The sequence below is a fragment of the Streptomyces sp. NPDC096152 genome (assembly GCF_044763235.1).
Taxonomy (GTDB): Bacteria; Actinomycetota; Actinomycetes; order Streptomycetales; family Streptomycetaceae; genus Streptomyces.
Genome location: NZ_JBIWFW010000009.1, coordinates 68,322 through 89,450, shown reverse-complemented (window position 1 = coordinate 89,450; position 21,129 = coordinate 68,322). Strand labels below are relative to the sequence as shown.

Sequence of the window (21,129 nt, the reverse complement as noted above, 5' to 3'; positions counted from 1 at the left end):
GCCTGGCCGCCTCCCGCACCAACGGGGCTCGAGGTCCCGCGCGGCGGGGACGAACGGCCCCGTCCCGGGTGCCCAGGTCCCCAGGCGGCGGGGGTCCGGGGCTGCCACGCTGGAGTGAGGCGGGCCGCGGTCGAACCGCCGCCTCGGCACGCCGTTCCGGTCCGAGGACCGGAGGACCGGAGGGAGAGGCTCGATGCAACACCGCATGGTCGAGGATCTGATGACCCGCGGCGTGGTCCGGGTGGGCCGGGACACGCCGTTCAAGAAGATCGCCCAGCTTCTGTCCGACAACGGTGTGGCCGCCGTGCCGGTGGTGGACGACCTGGGGCGCCCCGTCGGCATCGTCTCGGAGGCCGACCTGCTGAGCAAGGTGGCCGCGCAGCCCGACCCGGCCGGTCTGCTTCCGCTGCCCGAACTCACGGGCCGGGGGCCGGCCAGGGCCGACGCCGCCACCGCCGAGGAGCTGATGACCGCTCCCCCGGTGACCGCGCGTCCGGAGTGGACCGTCGTCGAGGCCGCGCGTCTGATGGACGCCCACCGGATCAAGCGCCTGCCCGTGGTCGACGAGGCGGGTGTCCTCGTGGGCATCGTCAGCCGCAGCGACCTGCTGCGGATCTTCCTGCGCCGGGACGAGGCGATCCACGAGGAGGTAGCCGGCGAGGTGCTGAACCGGACCCTCGGCCTGACCCCGGCCGACGTGACGGCCACGGTGACCGACGGCCGGGTCGTGCTCAAGGGGTCCGTCGCGGCCAGGAGCCTGATCCCGGTCGTCGAGCGCCTGTGCCGCGGCGTCGACGGCGTCGTCTCCGTGGAGACGGACCTCATCTACCGCTCGGACGACACCAGCGGTGCTCCCGGCACCCGGTGAGGTCGCGGCGCGAAGACCGCCGCGGCGGCGGCACTGGGGCCGGATGGCCTTCCGCCCATGTGCAGCAATGACCCGGAAGGCCCTGCCCCGCGGCCGGCTGCGGCGTGAGGCTGGAGGGGACAGCCGGAGGTGAGCACGATGGCGGCGAACACACACGACCGGCGGTCGCTGTGGCGCTGGCGGCGCAACCCGCTGCGCCGCCGCGAAGACCTGGTCGAAGCCTGGATCCTCCTGGCCGCCTGGACCGCCGTCGCGGTGGGCGGGCCGCTCGCCGGGGTGATGAGCGCGCAGGCGACATCGGACACCCTCGCGCGGCAGCGCGCGGAGCGGCATCCGGCCACCGCCACCCTCGTCACCGACGCGGAGCGCGGCGGCGGCCGCTTCAACACGTCGGGCGACCGCGTCCTCGCCACGGTCCGCTGGACGGACCCGGGCGGTACCCGGCACTCCGACAGGACGCTGGTCGACAGCGGGCTGAAGGCGGGCGACCGGATCGTCGTCTGGACCGACGACCACAACCGCGTCACGATCCAGCCCACCACGCCGGCGCAGGCCACCACCCAGGCGGCGGCCACGGGCGTGACGGCGGCGCTCGCCGTCAGCGGGGCCGCGGCCGGCACCTACTACGCGATCCACGCCGCCCTGGACCGGCGCCGCGGCCGCGCCTGGGACGCCGAGTGGGAGAAGTTCGGCCCGCAGTGGGGCCGTACGGCGCCCTGACCCGAGCGGGCGTGCTCCCCGGCCGACGGGCCAGGGGCCGGCGGCGGGCGCAGTCCGCGCCCGTGGCGAGAACCCTGGGACGGCCCGCGGCGGGAACACCGAACGCCGGGACGGCCCGCGGAGACGCCGAACGCCGGACAGCCCGCGGAAACGCCGAACGCCGGACAGCCTGTGGGAGGAGGAGTCATGAGCGACGTCGTGGTCGTCGGGGTGGACGGTTCCGACTCGGCTCTGGACGCCGTGGTGTGGGCGGCGCTCGAAGCCGAGTCGCGCAAGGCCTCCCTGCGGGTGGTGCACGCCTTCTCCTGGCCGGTGGCGCACGCGTCCCTGGACAAGCTGCTCTCCCAGCCGATGCGGGCCCGGCTGCGGGACGCGGCTGACCGGCTGGTGGACGAGGGCATGGAGCGGGCGCGCGCGGCCGCGCCGGATGTGGACGTCTCCGGTTCGGTCCTGCCGGGTGATCCGTCGGCGGTGCTGGAGGCACGGTCGCGGGAGGCGGCTCTGGTGGTGGTGGGCAGCCGGGGGCTGGGCGGCTTCGGCGGGCTGCTGCTCGGCTCCACCGCCGCATCCCTCGCCGCCCACGGGCGGTGCCCCGTCCTGGTGGTACGGCAGCTCGCCGATCCCACGGGTCCGGTCCTGGTCGGCGTGGACGGCTCCCCGGCGGGCGCCGAGGCCCTCCGCTTCGCCCTGGCGGAGGCCGCCCGGCGCCGCGTCCCGGTCGTGGCGCTTCACGCCTGGACCACCTGGAACGCGCCGATGCCGCCTCCCCCCGACGCCGCCCAGCCCTACGCGAACGAGCCCGGCGTGCTGGCCGCCGCCGAGGAACGGCTGCTGGCCGAGGCGATCGCGGGGCACCGCGAGCGGTACCCGGACGTGAAGGTGGAGCCACGACTGGTGCACGGCCCCACCCGTCAGACGCTGATCGAGGCGAGCCGCACCGCCCAGCTCACCGTCCTCGGCTCGCGCGGACGCGGCGGGTTCTCGGGGCTGCTGCTGGGCTCGGTCAGCCAGGCCCTGCTGCACCACGCCCACGGCCCGGTGGCGGTCGTACGGGCCTGAAAGGGCCGAACGACCCATGCGCCGCCTCCGGCACGCCGCCACCATGGAAGACGGACGCCGGGAAGGCGCCGCACGTTCCGCCGCACGGGCCGGGACCGGGCCCGCAGCGCGCCCCGCCGCGTGGTTCCGTACGCCGGTGACCGCGTGCTCGACTTCGGGAGGCGTGGATGACGCACACCGATGGCCGCAGGCCGATCGTGGTCGGTGTCGACCCGGATCCTCAGAAGCGCATGGCGCTCGCCTGGGCCGCCGACGAGGCGGACCGGCACGGGCTGCCGCTGCTGCTGGTGCACGCGCAGGGCGTGCCGACCCCCGGCTACCGGCCGCAGGGCGGGCACCCGTCCTGGGAGAGCTGGAAGGACGAACTGCACGCGGCCGGCGACGCCACGCTCAAGGAGGCGGTGGCCTTCGTCGAGGCCCGGCACCCGCGGCTGGAGGCGTCGGCGCTGCTGGCGGAGGGGCAGCCGGCCTACGTGCTCGCCGAGCAGGCCCGCGGGGCCGCGCAGGTCGTGGTGGGTTCCTGGCATCTGAGCGCGACCCAGGAGCGGTTCGGCTCGGCCGCGGTCGCCCTGCCGCTCGTCGCCCACGCCGGCTGCCCGGTCGTGGTGGTGCCCGAGCCCGAGCACACCACCCAGGAGCCGCCCTACTTCGTGGTGGGCGTGGACGGCAGCCCGCACTCCGCGGCGGCCGTGGACTTCGCCTTCGAGGAGGCCTCCCTGCGCGGCGCGGTGGTGCGGGCCCTGTACGTCTGGCGTCCTCCGTTGCTGGGCGCCTACGACGAGTACGCGGCCCTCCAGGAGTGCCGCCGGATGCTGTCGGAGATTGTCGCGGGGCGCGGCGCCGCCCGTCCCGAGGTCGAACTGCACCACGAGGTCGTCAAGGGGCACCCGGTCCAGGTGCTCACCGAGGCCGCCGAGCACGCCCTGGGCCTGGTGGTGGGTACCCGGGGACTGGGCGGCTTCAGCGGGATGGTGCTGGGGTCGGTCAGTCAGGGCGTGCTGATCCACGCGCGGTGCCCGGTCGTCGCGATACCGCACCGGCACGCCGAATGACCACCCCGGGGGCGCCCGCGGTACGGCCTTCCACGCGGACGCGCCGACGCCGGGGCGACCTTCCGGGGCGGCAGTGGCGATGCGGTCGCCCGGGCGGCCGCATCGCTCAAGTCGCCTTCTGCTCCTGGGGACCGCCGACCGGCGCGTGCCACATCAGGCGGGTGCCGCCGCCGTCCGGGCTGCCGAGTTCCATGTCCCCGCCGAGCTTGCGGGCCCGCTCCGCCATGTTGCCGAGGCCGCTGCGGCGGCCCCCGGCCGGTATGCCGACGCCGTTGTCGGTGACGGTGAGCCGGACCTCCCGGCCGTCGGTCTCCAGCACCACCTCGGCCCGGTCGGCGCGCGCGTGCCGGGCGATGTTGGTGAGGGACTCGGAGAGCACGGCCACCACGTGGTCGGCGATCTCCTTCGGCACGTGCGTGTCGAGCAGACCCTCCATGCGCACGCCGGGCGCGAAGCCGAGGACGGGCGCCGCCTCGCCGACCACGCGGACCGCGCGGGTGCGCAGCCCGGGGGCGACGTCGTCGTTGCGGGTGCGCAGGCCGAAGATGGTCGACCGGATGATCTTGATGGTCTCGTCGAGGTCGTCCACGGCGCGCAGGACGCGTTCCTTCGCCTCGGTGTGCTCGATGAAGCGGCCGGCGCTCTGCAGCGTCATCCCGGTCGCGAACAGCCGCTGGATGGCGAGGTCGTGCAGGTCCCGGGCGATCCGGTCGCGGTCCTCCAGCAGGATGATCTGCTCGGCGTCCTGACGGCGTTCGGCGAGCTCCATGGCGACGGCGGCCTGCGCGGCGAAGACCTGCAACTGGTCCATCTCCGGCTCGGAGAACTCGTTCGCGCCCGTCTCGCGGACCAGCAGCACGACACCGCGCACCCGGTCCCCGGACCCGATGGGCACGGCCCCGGCCGGTCCCAGGCCGGTGAAGCGCTGGAGGCCGCCCGAGACGCGTTCGTCCTGCGCGACGTCCGGGGTGGTCACCGCCACACCACCGTCGTAGGCCTGCCCGAGCAGCGTGCCGGTCACCGGCATCACCAGTCCGCGCAGCACCTCGGCCTCCTGGCCGATGGCCAGTTCGACGGTGAGGGCGTCGGTGTCGGACATGGGCACCGCCACCACGGCGAGGGCGGCGCCGGTGATGTCCCGGGCGCGCTCGGCGATCAGTCCGAGGACCCCGCCCTGCGCGGTGCCGGACATGAGGCTGTGGGTGATCTCCGCGTTCGCCTGCAGCCAGCGTTCACGCAGCCGCGACTCCTCGTAGAGGCGGGCGTTGTCGATCGCCACGCCGGCCGCCACGGCCAGGGTGGACAGGACCGACTCGTCGTCCTCGTCGAACTGGAGGCCGCCGCGCTTCTCGGTCAGGTACAGATTGCCGAAGACCTGGTCCCGGACCCGGATGGGGACGCCGAGGAAGGTGTTCATCGGCGGGTGGTGCTCCGGGAACCCGTACGACGCCTCGTGTTCGGAGAGCTTGGCCAGCCGCAGCGGGGCGGGGTGGCGGATCAGCTCGCCCAGAATGCCGTGGCCCTCCGGGTAGGGGCCGATGCGGGCGATCTGCTCCCCGGAGACCCCGATCGTGTGGAAGGCCGACAGCCGCCTGCCGTCGGGGCCGATCACGCCGAGTGCGGCGTACTCGGCGTCGACCAGCGTCGCCGCGGCCTCCACGATGCTGAAAAGGGCCTGCTCCAGATCGAGTTCCCGCCCGACCGAGAGCACCGCCTCCAGCAGGCTGTGCACCCGGTCCCGGGTGCCGCGTGCCGCGTCGAGGCGGGCCTGCAGCTCCTCCAGCAGCTCGTCGAGCCTGAGCTGGGGCAGCCGTACGCGGGCCTCCTGAGCGTCCCCGGAGCTTCCCACGCTGTTCCTCCAAGCCCCACAAAGTACCGAACGCCGTTCCGCTCCCGTCACACATTAGCGGCTCCGGCACGGCGACGATACGTGATCACCCAGGGGCGGGCGGCAAGCGGGGCGCCGCCGCGGCCAGTTGCGCGGCAGCCGGGCGGCGGGAGGTGCGACCGGGCGCGGGGCGGGGCCGGCGGCCGGTGTCAGCGCCCTTCGCCGCGCAGCCGGTCCTGCGCCTGGGTGGCGATGACGGCGGCCTGGATGCGCCGCTCCACGCCGAGCTTGGCGAGCAGCCGGGAGATGTGGTTCTTCACCGTCTTCTCGGCGAGGTACAGCCGCTGGCCGATCTGACGGTTGGTCAGGCCCTCTCCGATCAGGGCCAGGATCTCCCGCTCCCGCTCGGTGAGTCCGGGCAGCGCGTCCGGTTCGGGCTCCTGCTGCTGGCCGCCCCGCAGCCGGGCCATCAGCTTGGTGGTGGCGCTGGGGTCGAGCAGCGACTGGCCGCGGGCCACGGTGCGCACGGCAGAGACCAGGTCCGAGCCCTGGATCTGCTTCAGGACGTACCCGGAGGCACCGGCCATGATGGAGTCGAGGAGCGCCTCCTCGTCGTCGAACGAGGTCAGCATCAGGCAGGCCAGGTCGGGCAGGCGGGAACGCAGTTCGCGGCAGACGGTCACGCCGTCGCCGTCGGGCAGGCGGACGTCGAGGACCGCCACGTCCGGACGCAGGGCGGGGACGCGGACCAGGGCCTGTTCCACGGTGGCCGCCTCACCGACCACGGTGATGTCCGGTTCGTCGTCCAGCAGGTCGTGCACCCCACGCCGTACCACCTCGTGGTCGTCCAGGAGAAAGACCCGGATCGGGGTGCCGGGGCCGGCCTGGTCACGCTCCGCCATCGGTTGCTCCTCGCGATGTGTTCGTTTTCCAATGGGAACCATCCCCCAACCCGGGACCAAAGGCCAGGGCCGGTCGGCCCTCTTTCCCGGGCCGCGGGCTCAGCCTTTCACGCGTCCGGACGTGCCGCGCCGGACCCCGCGGGCGTGGGCACGTCTCGGCGGCGCCGCACGGAATGCGGGATACCGGGACACCGGACACGCGGGGCCGTCGTGGACGCGCCGGCAGGTCGTGCCGGGCGAGCGTGCCGGGCGGCCGTGCCGCGCGGCCGCGTTCAGGACGGTTCCGCCTCCAGGCGGTAGCCGCTGACGAGTTCCGGCACGATGCGGACCACGTGCGCCATTTCCGTACCGACCCAGGGGTGCAGCAGGCCCTGGTAGCGGGCCAGGTCGTCGGGGTCGGTGACCCGGGTGGCCAGTCCGGTCACCACGACGCTCCATCCGGTGTGCGTGTCCGGGTCGATCTCGTCCGCCTCGTACGCCACCACCTCGGCGGTCAGCGAGTGTCTGAGCAGGGCGGATCCCGTGTGGGTGCGGATCACGACGTCCCCGTCGTGCACGAGGTGGTTGACCGGCCGGATCGCGGGCAGCGCCTGCTGGGTGAAACCGACCCGGCCCAGGGGCACGCTCGCCAGCAGCCGCAGCGCCTCCTCGCGGCCCAGTTCGACCATGCGCCGGGTGGCGACCCCGGCGGCCGGGGCCGGGTCGGCCGTCATGCCGCCTCCTCGCACGGCACCGCGCACATCGGCGCGGTGAGGCCGGGACACCTCACGACAGCGTTCACCTTCGGCCGTCCTCTCTCCCTCGCGCGGTCCGTGTGCAGGGTTCTGCGGACGGCCCGTACGAGGGAGGGGCACGGGTCGCCCGCGAACTGTTCCGACAAGAGATCGTCTCTCCCCGGATGCGCCGGGCCCCAGGGCCGTTGGCCCCCGGCACAGGGCCGAACGGCCCTTCTCGCACAGGGCCGGGGCACCACCGCTGCGCTGCGGCGGTGCCCCGGCCCCGCGGTGCGGTCCGGCCTGCCCGGACCCGGTCCGGCTACTGGAGCCAGCGGTTGCGGCCGACGAACGGCAGCCTGGCCCAGAGGCGGCCGAGGCCCCAGGTGGCGCCGGCGCCCGTGGCCGCGAGGGCGATCAGGGCGAGGGCGTACACCAGGTGGTAGTCGGCGAACGGGTTCGTCGACATGCTCGGCGAACCGTCGGAGAGGTGCTGGGCCGGCGGCCACTCCGCCATCCACATCAGCGCCATCATCACGGTGCCGGCCACCGCGGCCAGCCGCAGCCCGATCCCCGCGATCAGCGCGACACCGATGCCGAGCAGACCGAGCATGAACAGCCAGTCGGCCCAGGCGGCGCCGGCCCAGTCGTGGAAGGTGGACTCCATCGGACCGGCGGCCACCGAGCCGAGGAAGCCCTTCGTCGGCGATCCGCCGTCGATCCAGCCCTTGCCGGAGGGGGTCGCGTAGCCGAAGCCGAACGTCTTGTCCAGGAACGCCCACAGGAAGACGAACCCGAGCAGCACCCGCAGCCCCGCCAGAGCGTACGCGCCGGTCGCGGTGGCCGCGGACGTCGCGGTGTCGGACCCGGTGGCCCCCGCGTTCCTGCGCCGGAGCGACAGGTGAAGGCCCATGTGCCGGTGGCCGTGGTCGTGCACTGCCATGATGTCCATCCCCCTTCAGGGAGTGCCGCGGGATATCGGTCGTTCGCTTTGTTGCGCTCTCAATGTCCCGCCGCCGCAGCCGGGTTCGCAGGGGCTGCGCGGCCCGGTCACCCGGGCCGAACGTCCTTGTCCTGCGGGCCCGTTCAGCCGTCCCAGGCCCAGTCGGCGACCTCGGGAAGGTCGGTGCCGTGCTCCCGGATCCAGGTGTGGTGCCGCAGCCGGGCGTCCTCCATGCGCTGGCGCACGGCCGCGCCGCGCACCGACAGCCCGGGGACGCGGTCGACGACGTCCATGACCAGCCGGTAGCGGTCCATGTCGTTGCTGACCACCATGTCGAACGGCGTGGTGGTGGTGCCGATCTCCTTGTAGCCGCGCACGTGCAGGTGCGGGTGGCCGGTGCGCCGGTAGGCGAGGCGGTGGATCAGCCACGGGTAGCCGTGGTAGGCGAAGATGACCGGCCGGTCCGTGGTGAACAGCCCGTCGTACTCGAAGTCGCTCATGCCGTGCGGGTGTTCCTCGCTGGGCAGCAGCCGGGCGATGTCCACGACGTTCACCACCCGCACGGCCAGCTCGGGCAGGTGCCGGCGCAGCAACTGGGCGGCGGCCAGCACCTCCTGGGTGGGCACGTCGCCCGCGCAGGCGAGCACGACGTCCGGGTCGCGCGTGCCGTCCTCGGTGCCGGCCCAGTCCCAGATGCCCGCACCGCGGGCGCAGTGGACCTTCGCCTGCTCCATGGAGAGCCAGTCGAAGCAGGGCTGCTTCCCGGCGACGACCACGTTCACGTAGTCACGGCTGCGCAGCACGTGGTCGGCGACCGACAGCAGGGTGTTGGCGTCCGGCGGCAGGTAGACGCGCACCACCTCCGGGCTCTTGTTGAGGATGTGGTCGACGAAGCCGGGGTCCTGGTGGGAGAAGCCGTTGTGGTCCTGCCGCCACACGTGCGAGGTCAGCAGGTAGTTGAGGGAGGCGATGGGGGCGCGCCAGGGCAGCCGCCGGGTGGTGCGCAGCCACTTGATGTGCTGGTTGACCATCGAGTCGACGATGTGCACGAAGGCCTCGTAGCAGGAGAACAGCCCGTGCCGGCCGGTGAGGAGGTAGCCCTCCAGCCAGCCCTGGCAGGTGTGTTCGGACAGGATCTCCATCACCCGGCCGTGCCGGTCGAGGTGTTCGTCCACGTCGAGGGTCTCGGCCTGCCATGCCTTGCCGCTGGCCGCGTAGACGGCCTGGAGGCGGTTGGAGGCGGTCTCGTCCGGTCCCACGAGGCGGAAGTCGCGCCGGGAGGCGGTGGCGCGCATGACGTCCTGGAGCAGGTCGCCGAGGACGCGGGTGGGTTCGTGCAGGGTGGCGCCGGGCTTGTCCACGGCGACCGCGTGGCGCTCCAGCGGTGGCAGGGGCAGTGCGCGCAGCAGGAGCCCGCCGTTGGCGTGCGGGGTGGCGCCGAGCCTGCGGGGGCCGTGCGGGACGCACTCCAGCACGTCCGCGCGGGGCGCGCCGTGCTCGTCGAACAGCTCCTCGGGCCGGTACGAGCGCAGCCACCGCTCCAGCTGCCGCAGATGCTCGGGGTTGTCCCGTACGGCGGACAGCGGGACCTGGTGGGAGCGCCAGGTGCCTTCCACGGGCAGGCCGTCGACCTCGGCCGGGCCGGTCCAGCCCTTGGGGGTGCGCAGCACGATCACGGGCCAGCGCGGCCGGTCGGTGACGCCCTCCGCGCGGGCGGCGCGCTGGATCGCGGCGATGCGGTCCAGGGCGGTGTCCATGGCCCCGGCCATGGCCCGGTGGACGGCCGCCGGGTCGTCGCCGGTGACGTGGATCGGGTCGTGGCCGTACCCCTTCAGGAGGTCGTCGAGTTCGTCCTCGGGAAGCCGGGCGAGCACCGTCGGGTTGGCGATCTTGTAGCCGTTGACGTGCAGGATCGGCAGCACGGCGCCGTCCTCGACCGGGTCGAGGAACTTGTTGGAGTGCCAGGAGGCGGCCAGCGGGCCGGTCTCCGCCTCGCCGTCGCCGATCACGCAGGCGACCAGCATCCCCGGGTTGTCGAGGGCGGCGCCGTAGGCGTGCGACAGGGAGTAGCCGAGCTCACCGCCCTCGTGGATCGAGCCGGGCGTCTCCGGGGCGACATGGCTCGGTACGCCGCCGGGGAAGGAGAACTGCCGGAACAGCCGGGCCATGCCGGCCGCGTCCCGGGTGACGTCCGGATAGGTCTCGCTGTAGGTGCCTTCCAGCCAGGAGTTGGCCAGCACCGCGGGCCCGCCGTGGCCGGGGCCCCAGATGCACAGCGCGTCCAGACCGCGGGCGGAGACGACGCGGTTGAGGTGGGTGTGGACCAGGTTGAGGCCGGGTGAGGTGCCCCAGTGGCCGAGCAGGCGGGGCTTGACGTGCTCGGGGCGCAGCGGTTCGGTCAGCAGGGGGTTGGCCATCAGGTAGATCTGGCCCACGGAGAGGTAGTTCGCGGCGCGCCAGTGGGCGTCCAGCCCGGCGAGCTCCTCCTCCGTGAGCCCGGCGGGCGCCTGCTGCGGATCGACGGACATGGGGGGCCTTTCCGGTTCGGTGCGGCGGTCGGGCGGTGCCGCGTGCCGGGCACACGTCCTCACCCTCCGGCGCGGCGCCGGGTACCCGACAGGGCCGTTCGGGCCACCTCCGCCGCGCGCGCCGTTCCGGCCACGCCGACGGGGGCGGAGTCCGGCCACCGCGCCTCGGGTCCACTCCGCCATCCTGGTGCCGGCGGGGCCCGCGCGCCCGCCGGCACGGCCGGGCGGGGATCTCCCGGGCTCTCAGGTCACGACAAGGTATCGGACATTTCGCACTTCAATCTTCACACGAGGCACACGCGTTCGCTAAGTTGACGCCCGGGCCGCATGACCACCTCCGGCGAACCCCGCCGGATCGTACGGCCTCCGCCCGGCCCGGGAGACTGACCGGCACGGGGTGAATCGGCCCGACCGCCCGTCAGGGCAGGGCCGTGGGGCACGCCTTCCGGACCTCCGCCCGACCCCGGCAGCCGCCCCGGTGGGCGGCCTGCGGAAGGAGCGCGTCTTCCTTGGCGCCGGAACGACCCTCGCGCGCGGAAGGCCCCGGCCTCCCCGACCTGCGCGACTCCGCCCCGGAGGCGGCCATGAGCGACTACGCACCCAGCCGCGCCGAGGTCCGGCGGCGGGTCAGCAGCCTCTACGACCGGGCCGAGACGGTCACCGGCAACTACAACGCCACGCGGGCGATGAGCAAGGGCGGACGCACCCGCGCCGGCTCCTCGCCCGGCAGGTCCGGCGCGGCCGCCGACCCGAGCCTCGAAAGCATCACCAGGCAGTGGTTCGACGCGGCCCGCGCGCAGGTGGGCCCCACGGTCCCCGCCGTCCTGCCCGCCGACCGGCTGCCGAACCCGGCCGACTCCCGCCGCACGACGCCGTCGAGGCGGCCCGCGGACGGCCCCGGCGGCCTGGCGCGTGAACTGACCGCGCGCTCCTTGCCGGAACTTCCCCCCGGCCCGTCCGCCACGACCACAGCCGTCCCGGAACTGCCCGCGGGCCCCACCGCCAGGCTGCCCGCCACTGGTCCGGTGGCGGAACTGCCCGCCGGGCCCTCGGGCGGGCTGACCGCCGCGGCTGCAAGCCAGTTGACCGCTGGGGTCGGAGGCGGGCCGACCGCCGGGACCGTGAGCGAGTTGACTGTCGGCACTGGGGGGCGGCCGCCTTCCGGGCTCATGGGCGACTCGACCGCCGGGGCCACGAGCGGGCTGACCGCAGGGCCTGTCGGCGGGCTGAGGGCCGCAGCCACCGGGCCCTTGAGCCGGCTTGAGGCGGGACCTGTGGGCGGGTGGACCGCCGGCCCCGTGGACGACTTGAACACCGCCCCCACGGGCGGACTCGGCACAGGACCGCTGGGCGGGCCGACCGCCGGACCCAACGGCGGTCAACGGGCCGGATACGTAGGCAACTTGATCACCGCGCCAATGGAGGGACCCGACGCAAGGCCGCCGGGCGGCCTCGGCGCCGGACCTGCGGGCGGGCTCAGCGCCGGGCCGCTGAGCGGGCTGACCGCCGGACCCATGGGCAGCCCAAATGCCCGACCGGTGGGCGACTTGACCACCACCCCCACGGGCGGACTCGGCACAGGACCGCTGGGCGGCCCGACCGCCGGACCCATGGGCGGCCCAAGTGCCGGACTCGTAGGCGACTTGACCACGGCACCCACGGACGGATTCGGCGCCGGACCCGTGGGCGGGCCGACCGCCGGACCCATGGACGGATTCGGCGCCGGACCCGTGGGCGGGCCCGCCGCCGGGACCGGGGACGGAGTCGCCGGGGGGCTCGGCGGGGTGCCGGACGGCGTACCGTTCGGTTGGCCGGTCACCGGGCCCCTGAGCGGGACGGCCGTGCGGCCGTCGGGGGCGTTCGCCGGGGACCTGACCGCCGTACCGGCGGCAGGGTCGCCCGCCGCGCCCGCGCCCGTGCCCTTCACCGCGTCGCCGGCCGCGGCGCCGCACACGTTGTCCGGGGCAGCGGGCGCCATGGACACCATGGGTGCCCTCGGCCCCTCCCCCGCGTCGGTCGCGCGGCCCGGCCAGCGGGCGATGCGGTCCTCCAAGGACCGGCTCCGCCGCCAACTCGCGCAGGCACAGGAGATGTTGGCCCGCCGGTCCGCGCCGGGCGGCGCATTGCCCCCGGCCGGGGTGGAGACCCCCGGCACACCTCCGGCCGACGCGCCGGGCCCGGCGTCCGACCGGCGTGCCGACCGAGCGCTCGCCTTCGCCCGTGCGCAGATCGGCAAGCCGTGCGTCTGGGGCGCCACCGGACCGGACTCCTACGACGGCGCGGGCCTCACCCAGGCCGCCTGGCGGGTCGCCGGAGTCGCCCTGCCGCGGACCGCGTCCGAGCAGTCCGGGTCCGGCACGCCGATCCCCCTCGCCGACCTCCAGCCCGGTGACCTGGTCTTCTTCTACGCCGAGGTCAGCCACGTGGGCCTCTACGCGGGCAACGGCACGATGGTGCACGCCCCGACCCCGGGAGCGCCCCTGCGGGAGGAGTCGGTCTTCTTCGCCGGCGCGCAGGCCATCCACAGCGCGGTGCGCCCGGCCTGACCGGCCGGCCGGGCACCGCAGGCACGTCCGGCGAGGGGCCGCGGGCCGCGCTACGCGGCCTTGCGGCCCACCCCGGCGTACACCCAGTACCGCTCCGGGTCCTCCGGGATCTCCTCCGCGGACTCCGGACGCCACAGCGGCACGTGCACCAGTCCGGGCTCCACCAACTCGTAGCCCTCGAAGAGGGAGTTGATCTCCTGGTACGAGCGAGGGGTGACCGGCGAGGTGGCCCGGGACCGGTACAGCCGGCCCACGGCGGCGGCGGTGTCCGGGCGGTCCTCGTCCGTGGCGTGGGTCAGCGCCAGCCAGCTCCCGGCAGGCACCGCGTCCCGGAAGGCGGCCACGATCCCGGCCGGGTCCTCCTCCGGCGTCACGAAGTGCAGGATCGTGATCATGAGGACGGCGACGGGCTGCTCGAAGTCGATGAGCCCGGCGACCTGCGGTGAGGACAGCACCACCTCCGGGTCCCGGATGTCCCCGGCCACGATCGTGGCATTCGGGTTGCCGGCGAGGAGGGCTTCGCTGTGCGCCACCGCCACCGGATCGTTGTCGACGTACACCACACGGGCATCCGGGCTGGCGGCCTGGGCGACCTCGTGGACGTTGCCCTGGGTGGGAATGCCGGAGCCGAGGTCGATGAACTGGCGCACCCCGGCGTCCACCAGGAACCGCACCGCACGGCCCAGGAAGGCCCGGTTGGCGCGGGCCAGCGTACGCACCTGGGGATCGATGGCCGTGAAGGCGGCCACCGCCTCCCGGTCTATGGCGAAATTGTGCTCGCCGCCCAGCATGACGTCGTACATCCGCGCCACGCTCGCCTTGTCCGGGTCCACGCCCTCCGGCAGACCGCTCTCGTCCGGCATGACCAACTCCCCTGCTGCCTAACCGCCTTGACTGTGCATCATATAGTTGCCTCTGGCATTAGCCGACGGTCCGCCCGACCACCCGCGCCGCTACCGGCCCCACCCGGAAGGCCACGACCCTGCGGAACACAGAACGCAGTGATCCCGACGACGCTCCCCCTTCCGCGCCGCTCCGCGGTCGTGCCCGCTTCTCCCCCGCGGCCGACGCCATCGGGTCCGAACTAGACCTCCACGTGACCGGCCGCCATGTGGTCCACGCCCTCGCCCCCGGCTTCTGCGACGCGGCCTCGGTCTACCTGCTCCAGCGCTGGCTCCTCGAGGAGCAGGGCCGGGTCATGGCCGATCCACCGCAGATCGAGGCCCGCCGGCTGGCCCTGCGCATAGGCGCGGACACCGCGGAGGACTGGGAGCACCTGCTGCCGGTGGGCGAGGTCCTGGTCTTCCCGCGCGAGACCCCGTACGCGCGGGCCGTCGCCACCGGGCAGACCCAGCTGCTCGACGGCGTCGACCGGCACACCGCCGACCGGCTCCGCAGGGCCGGCCCGGGCGACGCCGGTGTGGACGCCCTGCTGCGCTCCGCCTCCTTCCTCATCGTCCCGCTCCGGCTGCGCGGCCGGGCGGTCGGCTTCGTCGCATGCACTCGCGGACCGGACAGGGAGCCGTTCACCCGCGGCGAGGCGGTGGCCGTGGAGTCGCTGGGCGGGCGGGCCTGCGTCGCGCTCGACAACGCCCGGCGCTACGAACGGGAGCGCCGCACCGCGCTGGCGATCCGCCGCAGCCTGCTCCCGGACACCGGGCAGGCCTTCCCCAGCTGCCGGGTCGCGCACGGCTACCGGCCCGCCGGGCAGGACAACGTCATCGGCGGGGACTGGTACGACGTGCTGCCGCGGGCGGGCCGCCGGCTGGCCATGGTCGTCGGTGACGCGATGGGGCACGGCCCGGAGTCCGCAGTCGCGATGATCCAGCTGCGCACCGCCGTCCGCACTCTGGCCGCGCTCGACATCGACCCGGCCGAGCTCATGGGCCGGCTCGACACCGTCGCCAGCGACACTCCCGGCGCCTCCTTCGCCACCTGCATGTACGTGGAGTGGGACGCGAACCTCCACACCTGCACCTTCGTCGGGGCCGGGCACCCGCCGCCCCTGATCCGGGGGCCGGGCGGTCCGGCGGTGCGGGTCGCCCTCGCCTCCGCCGGTCTGCCCCTCGGGCTGGGCTCGGGCCGCTACGAGCCGACCGTACTGCGGCTGTCCGAGCCGACACTGCTGCTGCTCTACAGCGACGGGCTGGTCGAGTCGCGCACCGCCGACATCGACCAGGGCATCAGCCGCCTCGCCCACGCGCTCGACGCCGGGTCCGCGGCGGCGGACACCGACCGTCCGGACGCCCTGCCGTCGGTGTGCCGGCAACTGCTCGACGGCTCCCCGTCCGGCCGGGCGACCACGGAGGCCGACGACGACCGGACCCTGCTGCTGGCCGAGCTGACCCCGGGCAAGAACTGAGCGGGGACCGGGACCGCCCCACCCTCCGGGCCGCTTGTCGCATGAGCTGACACGCCCGTTCGAGGGAGCGGCTCACCTGATGCGGTGAGCGGACGGGGCCGACGCGTACGGACGGCGCGGGAACGCCGTTGCTCCGGCATGGACAGCACTTCTCGGGCCGTGCCACGCCCACCGGGCCACCGGCCCGCGGACCGGCCCTACGCGGAACTGACCAGCGGGACCTGGAGCCGGCCGGCGGTTCACGAGCCCCAGCCGGCGGTTCACGAACCCCAGCCGGCGGTTCACGAACCCCGGCCGGATGTTCACGAACCCCCGCAGCCCGTTCACGCGCTCAGGCCGCCGACGTACGAACTCCGGCCGTCCGCGCGCGGACCGTGGACCCGGGAGCGGCAGGCCCCCGCCGGACGGGGCGTGCCCGAACCGTCCTCCGTCCAGTGGGCGTCGTTCGCCGACATCGGCTCGCCCGGGCCCCCGGTCTCCGCACAGCGGACGCCCGCGCCCGCGACCCCGCCGGCCGTCCTGCCACGGAGCCTCGGGACGGACGGGGGCGTACGGGGGTTGTGCGGTCTCGATGTACGGGACGTCCGAGAAGAGCGGGACGAGCGGAACACCCTGGACGTAGGAGAGGTGTTCAGGGTGCCCGCGGTGCCCGTGCCGCGTGGGATCCCGGGCCTGTGATCCGCGCCGACGAAGCGGCCGGCCCCTTCCGCGTGGGCCACGGGGGCCGGCTCGAGTGGTGGGTCCGGTCGTGGGCACTGCACGCTCATGACCTGGTGACGGGGGCGTCACGATGGCTGGCGGAGGCGTTGCCCCACCCCGGACGTGTCGTTGAGCGCGACATGGACACGTGGGAGGACGGCGACTGCCCCTGGTGCCGGTCGCTGCTCGGCACCGGCCGGGCGGCCGCCGGGCCGGACCCCGGCCACCGGGACGACGCCCCCCGGGCTCCCTGGGTGGCGCGGGCCCGCCTGGTCATGGTCCCCGTGGCCGCTCTCACCGTGGTGGCAGCCCTCGTGGTGGCGCTGGCCTGAGCCGGCGGGCGGCGCGGGCCACGCCTGCGGCCGGGACGCCGGATCGCGGTCGCCCCGTATGAGGCGCAGGGTCGGGGTAGGAGTGACATATGCCCCACACGGCACGGTCACCGCGCCCGTGCCCCGTCTGACGGGCCGCCCGCCCGTCGTGACGCCGGAGCGGAGGATGCCATGTCCGGGACGACCCCACCGCCGGCCCCCGTCGGACCACCGGACCCCGTCGGCTCGCCGGGCCGCATCGGGTCGCTGGAGGACGATCTGTGCGCGGCCCTGGCGGAGACCGTGCGCGGCACCGGCGCCTCGATCGGCGGTCTGTTCCTGATCGACCGGGCGCAACCGCTGCTGAGGTTGTTCGCCGAGTGCGGTATGCCGATCGAGTTCACCGCCCCGTGGCGACGGCTGCCGTTGAGCGCGCCGGTCCCGCTGACCGACGCGATCGCCGAGGACCGGCTCGTCTGGGTCGGCGGCCAGGCCGAGATGGCCTGCCGCTACCCCCGGGTGGCCGCCGTCCTGCCCTACCGGGTCGCGCTGGCCGCCGTCCCGCTCAGCGGGGTGCGGCGCTGCTGGGGCGGGCTCGTCCTGATGTGGCCCGCCGACCGGCTCCGGGAGGCATCGGCCCGCGAGCGCGTCCATATGACTTCCAGCGCCCGGCGGCTGGCCCGTCTGCTGGAGGAGGCCCCCCGGCCGCCCGAACTCTCCGACGAGCCCCGGGTCGTGCCGGTCGAGACCCCGCGGGTCGCCGCGCGGACCGGGCCGGCCGCCGCAGACTGGGCCGAGCGCCTGCCCGAGGGCGCGGTGGGGCTCGACCTCGAAGGCCGGATCACCTTCCTGAGCTCCACGGCCGCCCGTCTGCTCGGCCGCGACGCCGAGCGCCTGCTGGGCACCCGCCCCTGGCATTCGCTGAGCTGGCTGGACGATCCGGTCTACGAGGACCACTACCGTACGGCGGTGGTCGGCCGCGCCCCCGTGTCCTTCACCGCGCTGCGCCCGCCCGACCACTGGCTGACCTTCGAGCTCCATCCCGACGCCAGCGGCATCAGCGTCCGCGTCCTGCCCCGACCTGAGCAGCACACCGGGGGCCCGGCGCGCCCGGCGGGACGGCGTCCCGCGGTCGCGCCGACCGGCCGTCTCTACCAGCTGGTGCATCTGGCGACCGCGCTCACCGAGGCGGTGGGCGTGACCGATCTGGTGGGCCTGATCGCCGACCAGATCCTGCCCGCGTTCGGCGCCCAGGGCCTGATGCTGTACGCCGCAGACGCGGGCCGTCTGAAGATAATCGGCCACCACGGTTATCCGGCCGACGTGATCGAGCGTCTCGACGGGCTGCCGCTGGACACCGAGCGCACCCCGGCCGGCCAGGTGCTCGCCGGCGGCACCCCGTCCTTCTTCGGCGACCCCGCCGAGCTGGCCCGAAGCCACCCGGACGTCCCCCGGATCAGCGGCAAACAGGCCTGGGCCTACCTCCCCCTGGTCGTCAGCGGCCGCCCGGTGGGCTGCTGCATCCTGTCCTACGAAGATCCGCACGCCTTCACGGCCGACGAGCGGGCCGTCCTGACCTCGCTTGCCGGCCTGATCGCCCAGGCCCTGGACCGGGCCCGGCTCTACGACAGCAAGCACGACCTGGCCCACCAGCTCCAGCAGGCACTGCTGCCGCCCACCCTGCCGACCCTGACCGGCCTGGACGTCGTCGCCCGCTACCGTCCCGCCAGCCACGGCCTCCAGGTCGGCGGGGACTTCTACGACCTGCTGCGGCTCGACGACACCACCGCGGCCGCGGTCATCGGCGACGTCGAGGGCCACAGCATCGCCGCGGCCGCTCTGATGGGCCAGGTGCGCACCGCCATCCACGCGCACGCGGCCGCGGGGGCCTCCCCCGACAAGGTGCTGGCCTGCACCAACCGGCTGCTGAGCGATCTGAACACCGACCTGCTCGTCTCCTGCCTGTACGTCCAGCTCGACCTCGCGCGCCACCGCCTCGCCCTCGCCAGCGCCGGTCATGTGCCGCCGCTGCTGCGCGGCGGCCCCGGCCGCGCCCACGTGCTGGGCCTGGAACCCGGTCCGCTGCTCGGCGTCGACACCGGTGCCCGCTACCCCGTCACCAGCGCCGACCTGAACCCGGGCGCGACACTGGCCCTGTACACCGACGGCCTCGTGGAGGTGCCCGGCACCGATGTCGGGGTGACCATCGCCGCCCTCGCCCGGCATCTGGCCGACGCCGGCGAACAGGATCTGGAGAAGCAGATCGACGGCCTCGTCCACCGCGTCTGGCCCGCGGGCCGGCACACCGACGACATCGCCGTCCTGCTGCTGCGCGCGAGCGGCACGCCCGCCTGACCCGACCGAGCGCGCGCCGGCGGGGCCGGCCGCCCCTCGGTCCCGGACGCCCCTCGATCCCGGCGGCTCGGGAGGTCCGGGGGTGCCGCTCCGGGCGGGCGCCCCCGTGTGAGGCGGGCCACGCGGCGGTGGACGGGCTTGTTATGACAGCCGTCATGGAACATGCTGCTGCTCGACCGCCGCCACGGCCGTAGTCACCGCCCCGGGACGGGGACGGACGAGGCCGGGCGGGCGGACTCGGGCGATCGGCTGGGGAGGTTCCGACGTGGGTGACGGCCTTGCACGGGCGCTGTGGGAGCGGTACGAACCGGTCCACGACCTGGTCTACTTCGCGCCCGAGGCGCGACGGGCGGCGGACGGGCTCGGGATGCGCGGCTTCTGGATGGGCTACTTCGCGCTGCGCGCGGCCCCACTGGGCCCGGTGCCCGCGCCGGTGGTCACCAGTTGCTTCTACGTCTTCCATCCGGACCGGGTGGCCCGGGCCCTGCCGGACGCCTGGGCGTACGCCGACCCGGCGGATGTCCTCGCGGCCCGTGCGGAGGCGATGGACGCCGCGCTGACCCGCGTGCTCGGCCCGGACGCCGTCAGGGGTGGCCTGATGGCCGAAGCGGCGGACCTGGCCTGGGAGGCGGCGGCCGCCGCCGACACCGCGGGCCGCGTGCTCGGCGCCGCCAACCAGGCCCTGGCCCGCCCCCGGCAGGCGCATGTGCGGCTCTGGCAGGCGCTGACCACGCTGCGCGAGCACCGGGGCGACGGGCATGTGGCGGTCCTCGTCGCGCACGGTCTGGGACCGGTGGCCGCGATGGTGCTGAAGTCCGCCGCCGGGGAGTCGGACGCCACGCTGCTGCGGGAGACCCGCAAGTGGGACGAGACGGCGTGGCGGGCGGCCGAGGACCGGCTGCGCACCCGTGGCTGGCTGGAGGAGGACGGCACCCTCACCGCCACCGGAGCGGCCGGGCACGCGGAGGTGGAGGCGCTGACCGACGCGGCCGCCGAGCAGCCGTGGGCCGCTCTCGGCGCCGACCGTTCCGCGCGCCTGGCCGATCTGCTGGACCCGCTGGTCGCCGCCGTCGTGGGCACCGGGCTGCTGCCGTCCGGCAATCCCGTGGGACTGACCGGCACCCGGCGGTCCTCCTCTCCCGCGGGCACGGCGGGCGGCCCGGGCACGGGCCGGGAGTGAGCGGAGCCACCGCGACCGAGCACCCGCCCACCCCGGGGGTGAGCAGAACCACCGCTACTGGCGGAGCCCGGTGCCGGGGCGGCGGTCGTCCAGGAGCGCGATCCTGGCGGTGACGCGTTTGCCGGCCGGTTCGGGATGCACGTCGAAGCTCCGGGCCACGGCCATGACGATCTCCAGGCCGTGCTGGCCCACCCTGCCGGGGTCGGCGCGGCGCGCCACCGGCAGCAGGGGCCCGCCGTCCCGGACCGTGACCGCCACGGCGTCGTCGTCGACCCCCAGGTCCAGCCGGACCGGGCCGGGCGCGTACTTCAGGGAGTTGGTGACCAGTTCGCTGACCACGAGCTGGGTGAGGTCCAGCGCGCGGGCGGAGACGGGCAGGCCCCGCTCGGCCCGCAGCCGCTCCAGGAACAGGACCGCGGCGTGACGGGCCGTGGCGATGGAGCCCGGCTCCGCGACCAGGGTCACACTGGTGTGCGGTACGGCGGCATCGAGCCCCGACCGCTCTTCCCCCTCGGGAGCACCTTCCATCCGGTCCGCCTTCACTGCCTGCTCACACGCCTGCGTCTACCCGTGTATACGCCCATGAAGCTCTCCGCACTCGACAAGCGGCCACTCTCGGCTTCACCAAGCCCTAACATCATGGCCAACAAACCACTGGCCATGGCCAGACATTCACGAGAAGTGAGGGAAGTGTGGCAGAGACCGAGGGAGCGGCGGTGCCCGACCGGCTGCTGATCACCCGTACCACGGCCGGCGACGGCGCGTGTGTCGTCACCCTCGCGGGAGAGGTCGACCTCGACGGGAGCGCGCACCTGCGCGAGACGCTGCTGTCCTGCCTCCACACCGCGCGGGTCACGGTCGTCGACTTCGGCGGCGTGACCTTCATGGACTCCAGCGGCATCAACGCCCTCATCACCGCTCACCAGACCGCGGAGGAACGCGGCTGCCGGCTGAGTGTCGCCGCCCCCCAGGAGCCGGTCCTCAGGGTGCTGGAACTGGTGGGCGTCGACACGCTCATCCCCTGCTACCCCACCCTGGAGCAGGCCCTGACCGGCTGACGGCC

Annotated in this window: 17 protein-coding genes; 10 read left to right on the top strand and 7 right to left on the bottom strand. The window is 74.6% G+C overall.

What is annotated here, in order from left to right:
* Nucleotides 1–193 precede the first annotated feature (193 nt).
* From ACIQ9G_RS28565 to ACIQ9G_RS28550, 4 genes are all read left to right on the top strand, one after another.
* Nucleotides 194–868 carry a CBS domain-containing protein gene (locus ACIQ9G_RS28565; RefSeq protein ID WP_403615062.1) on the top strand — a complete coding sequence of 225 codons (675 nt, stop codon included), beginning with the start codon at nt 194–196 and terminating at the stop codon, nt 866–868.
* A 138-nt stretch (nt 869–1,006) separates the two neighbouring features.
* Nucleotides 1,007–1,588: a hypothetical protein gene (locus ACIQ9G_RS28560; RefSeq protein ID WP_403615059.1), complete on the top strand. Its 582-nt coding sequence runs from the start codon at nt 1,007–1,009 to the stop codon at nt 1,586–1,588.
* 186 nt (nt 1,589–1,774) lie between these two features.
* Complete coding sequence (locus tag ACIQ9G_RS28555; protein ID WP_403615056.1) at nt 1,775–2,647, top strand: universal stress protein; 873 nt, start codon at nt 1,775–1,777, stop codon at nt 2,645–2,647.
* A 167-nt stretch (nt 2,648–2,814) separates the two neighbouring features.
* On the top strand, nt 2,815–3,699 hold the full coding sequence (locus ACIQ9G_RS28550) for a universal stress protein (protein WP_403615054.1): 885 nt from the start codon (nt 2,815–2,817) through the stop codon (nt 3,697–3,699).
* 106 nt (nt 3,700–3,805) lie between these two features.
* Here the strand turns inward: ACIQ9G_RS28550 and ACIQ9G_RS28545 are convergent, their stop codons facing one another.
* The 5 genes from ACIQ9G_RS28545 to ACIQ9G_RS28525 form a co-directional block, all read right to left on the bottom strand.
* Entirely contained in the window at nt 3,806–5,548 is a 1,743-nt protein-coding gene (locus ACIQ9G_RS28545; protein WP_403615051.1) for a GAF domain-containing protein, read from the bottom strand.
* A gap of 188 nt (nt 5,549–5,736) precedes the next feature.
* The gene (locus ACIQ9G_RS28540; RefSeq protein ID WP_403615048.1) at nt 5,737–6,429 is read right to left on the bottom strand and encodes a response regulator; all 693 of its coding nucleotides are present in this window, start codon (nt 6,427–6,429) and stop codon (nt 5,737–5,739) included.
* Nucleotides 6,430–6,701: 272 nt separating this feature from the next.
* Nucleotides 6,702–7,142: a pyridoxamine 5'-phosphate oxidase family protein gene (locus ACIQ9G_RS28535; RefSeq protein WP_403615045.1), complete on the bottom strand. Its 441-nt coding sequence runs from the start codon at nt 7,140–7,142 to the stop codon at nt 6,702–6,704.
* Between the two features lie 322 nt (nt 7,143–7,464).
* On the bottom strand, nt 7,465–8,085 hold the full coding sequence (locus tag ACIQ9G_RS28530) for a hypothetical protein (RefSeq protein ID WP_403615042.1): 621 nt from the start codon (nt 8,083–8,085) through the stop codon (nt 7,465–7,467).
* A 143-nt stretch (nt 8,086–8,228) separates the two neighbouring features.
* Entirely contained in the window at nt 8,229–10,613 is a 2,385-nt protein-coding gene (locus ACIQ9G_RS28525; RefSeq protein WP_403615040.1) for a phosphoketolase, read from the bottom strand.
* A 509-nt stretch (nt 10,614–11,122) separates the two neighbouring features.
* Between ACIQ9G_RS28525 and ACIQ9G_RS28520 the strand changes: the two genes are divergently transcribed.
* Nucleotides 11,123–13,159 carry an NlpC/P60 family protein gene (locus tag ACIQ9G_RS28520; RefSeq protein ID WP_403615037.1) on the top strand — a complete coding sequence of 679 codons (2,037 nt, stop codon included), beginning with the start codon at nt 11,123–11,125 and terminating at the stop codon, nt 13,157–13,159.
* Nucleotides 13,160–13,209: 50 nt separating this feature from the next.
* On the opposite strand, the gene ACIQ9G_RS28515 is transcribed toward ACIQ9G_RS28520, so the two are convergent.
* Nucleotides 13,210–14,022: an SAM-dependent methyltransferase gene (locus ACIQ9G_RS28515; RefSeq protein ID WP_403615034.1), complete on the bottom strand. Its 813-nt coding sequence runs from the start codon at nt 14,020–14,022 to the stop codon at nt 13,210–13,212.
* Nucleotides 14,023–14,255: 233 nt separating this feature from the next.
* On the opposite strand from ACIQ9G_RS28515, the gene ACIQ9G_RS28510 reads away from it, so the two are divergent.
* The 4 genes from ACIQ9G_RS28510 to ACIQ9G_RS28495 all read left to right on the top strand — a co-directional run bounded on the left by ACIQ9G_RS28510 (nt 14,256) and on the right by ACIQ9G_RS28495 (nt 20,066).
* Entirely contained in the window at nt 14,256–15,521 is a 1,266-nt protein-coding gene (locus ACIQ9G_RS28510; protein ID WP_403615032.1) for a PP2C family protein-serine/threonine phosphatase, read from the top strand.
* Nucleotides 15,522–16,360: 839 nt separating this feature from the next.
* A complete protein-coding gene (locus ACIQ9G_RS28505) occupies nt 16,361–16,552 on the top strand; it encodes a hypothetical protein (RefSeq protein ID WP_403615029.1) in 192 nt (63 codons plus the stop codon).
* A 171-nt stretch (nt 16,553–16,723) separates the two neighbouring features.
* Nucleotides 16,724–18,886, top strand: a complete 2,163-nt coding sequence (locus tag ACIQ9G_RS28500) for a SpoIIE family protein phosphatase (protein ID WP_403615026.1) — start codon at nt 16,724–16,726, stop codon at nt 18,884–18,886.
* Between the two features lie 265 nt (nt 18,887–19,151).
* Complete coding sequence (locus ACIQ9G_RS28495) at nt 19,152–20,066, top strand: hypothetical protein (RefSeq protein ID WP_403615024.1); 915 nt, start codon at nt 19,152–19,154, stop codon at nt 20,064–20,066.
* Between the two features lie 54 nt (nt 20,067–20,120).
* On the opposite strand, the gene ACIQ9G_RS28490 is transcribed toward ACIQ9G_RS28495, so the two are convergent.
* Nucleotides 20,121–20,594, bottom strand: a complete 474-nt coding sequence (locus tag ACIQ9G_RS28490) for an ATP-binding protein (protein ID WP_403615022.1) — start codon at nt 20,592–20,594, stop codon at nt 20,121–20,123.
* A gap of 164 nt (nt 20,595–20,758) precedes the next feature.
* Between ACIQ9G_RS28490 and ACIQ9G_RS28485 the strand changes: the two genes are divergently transcribed.
* Complete coding sequence (locus ACIQ9G_RS28485; protein WP_403615020.1) at nt 20,759–21,124, top strand: STAS domain-containing protein; 366 nt, start codon at nt 20,759–20,761, stop codon at nt 21,122–21,124.
* Nucleotides 21,125–21,129: the final 5 nt, after the last annotated feature.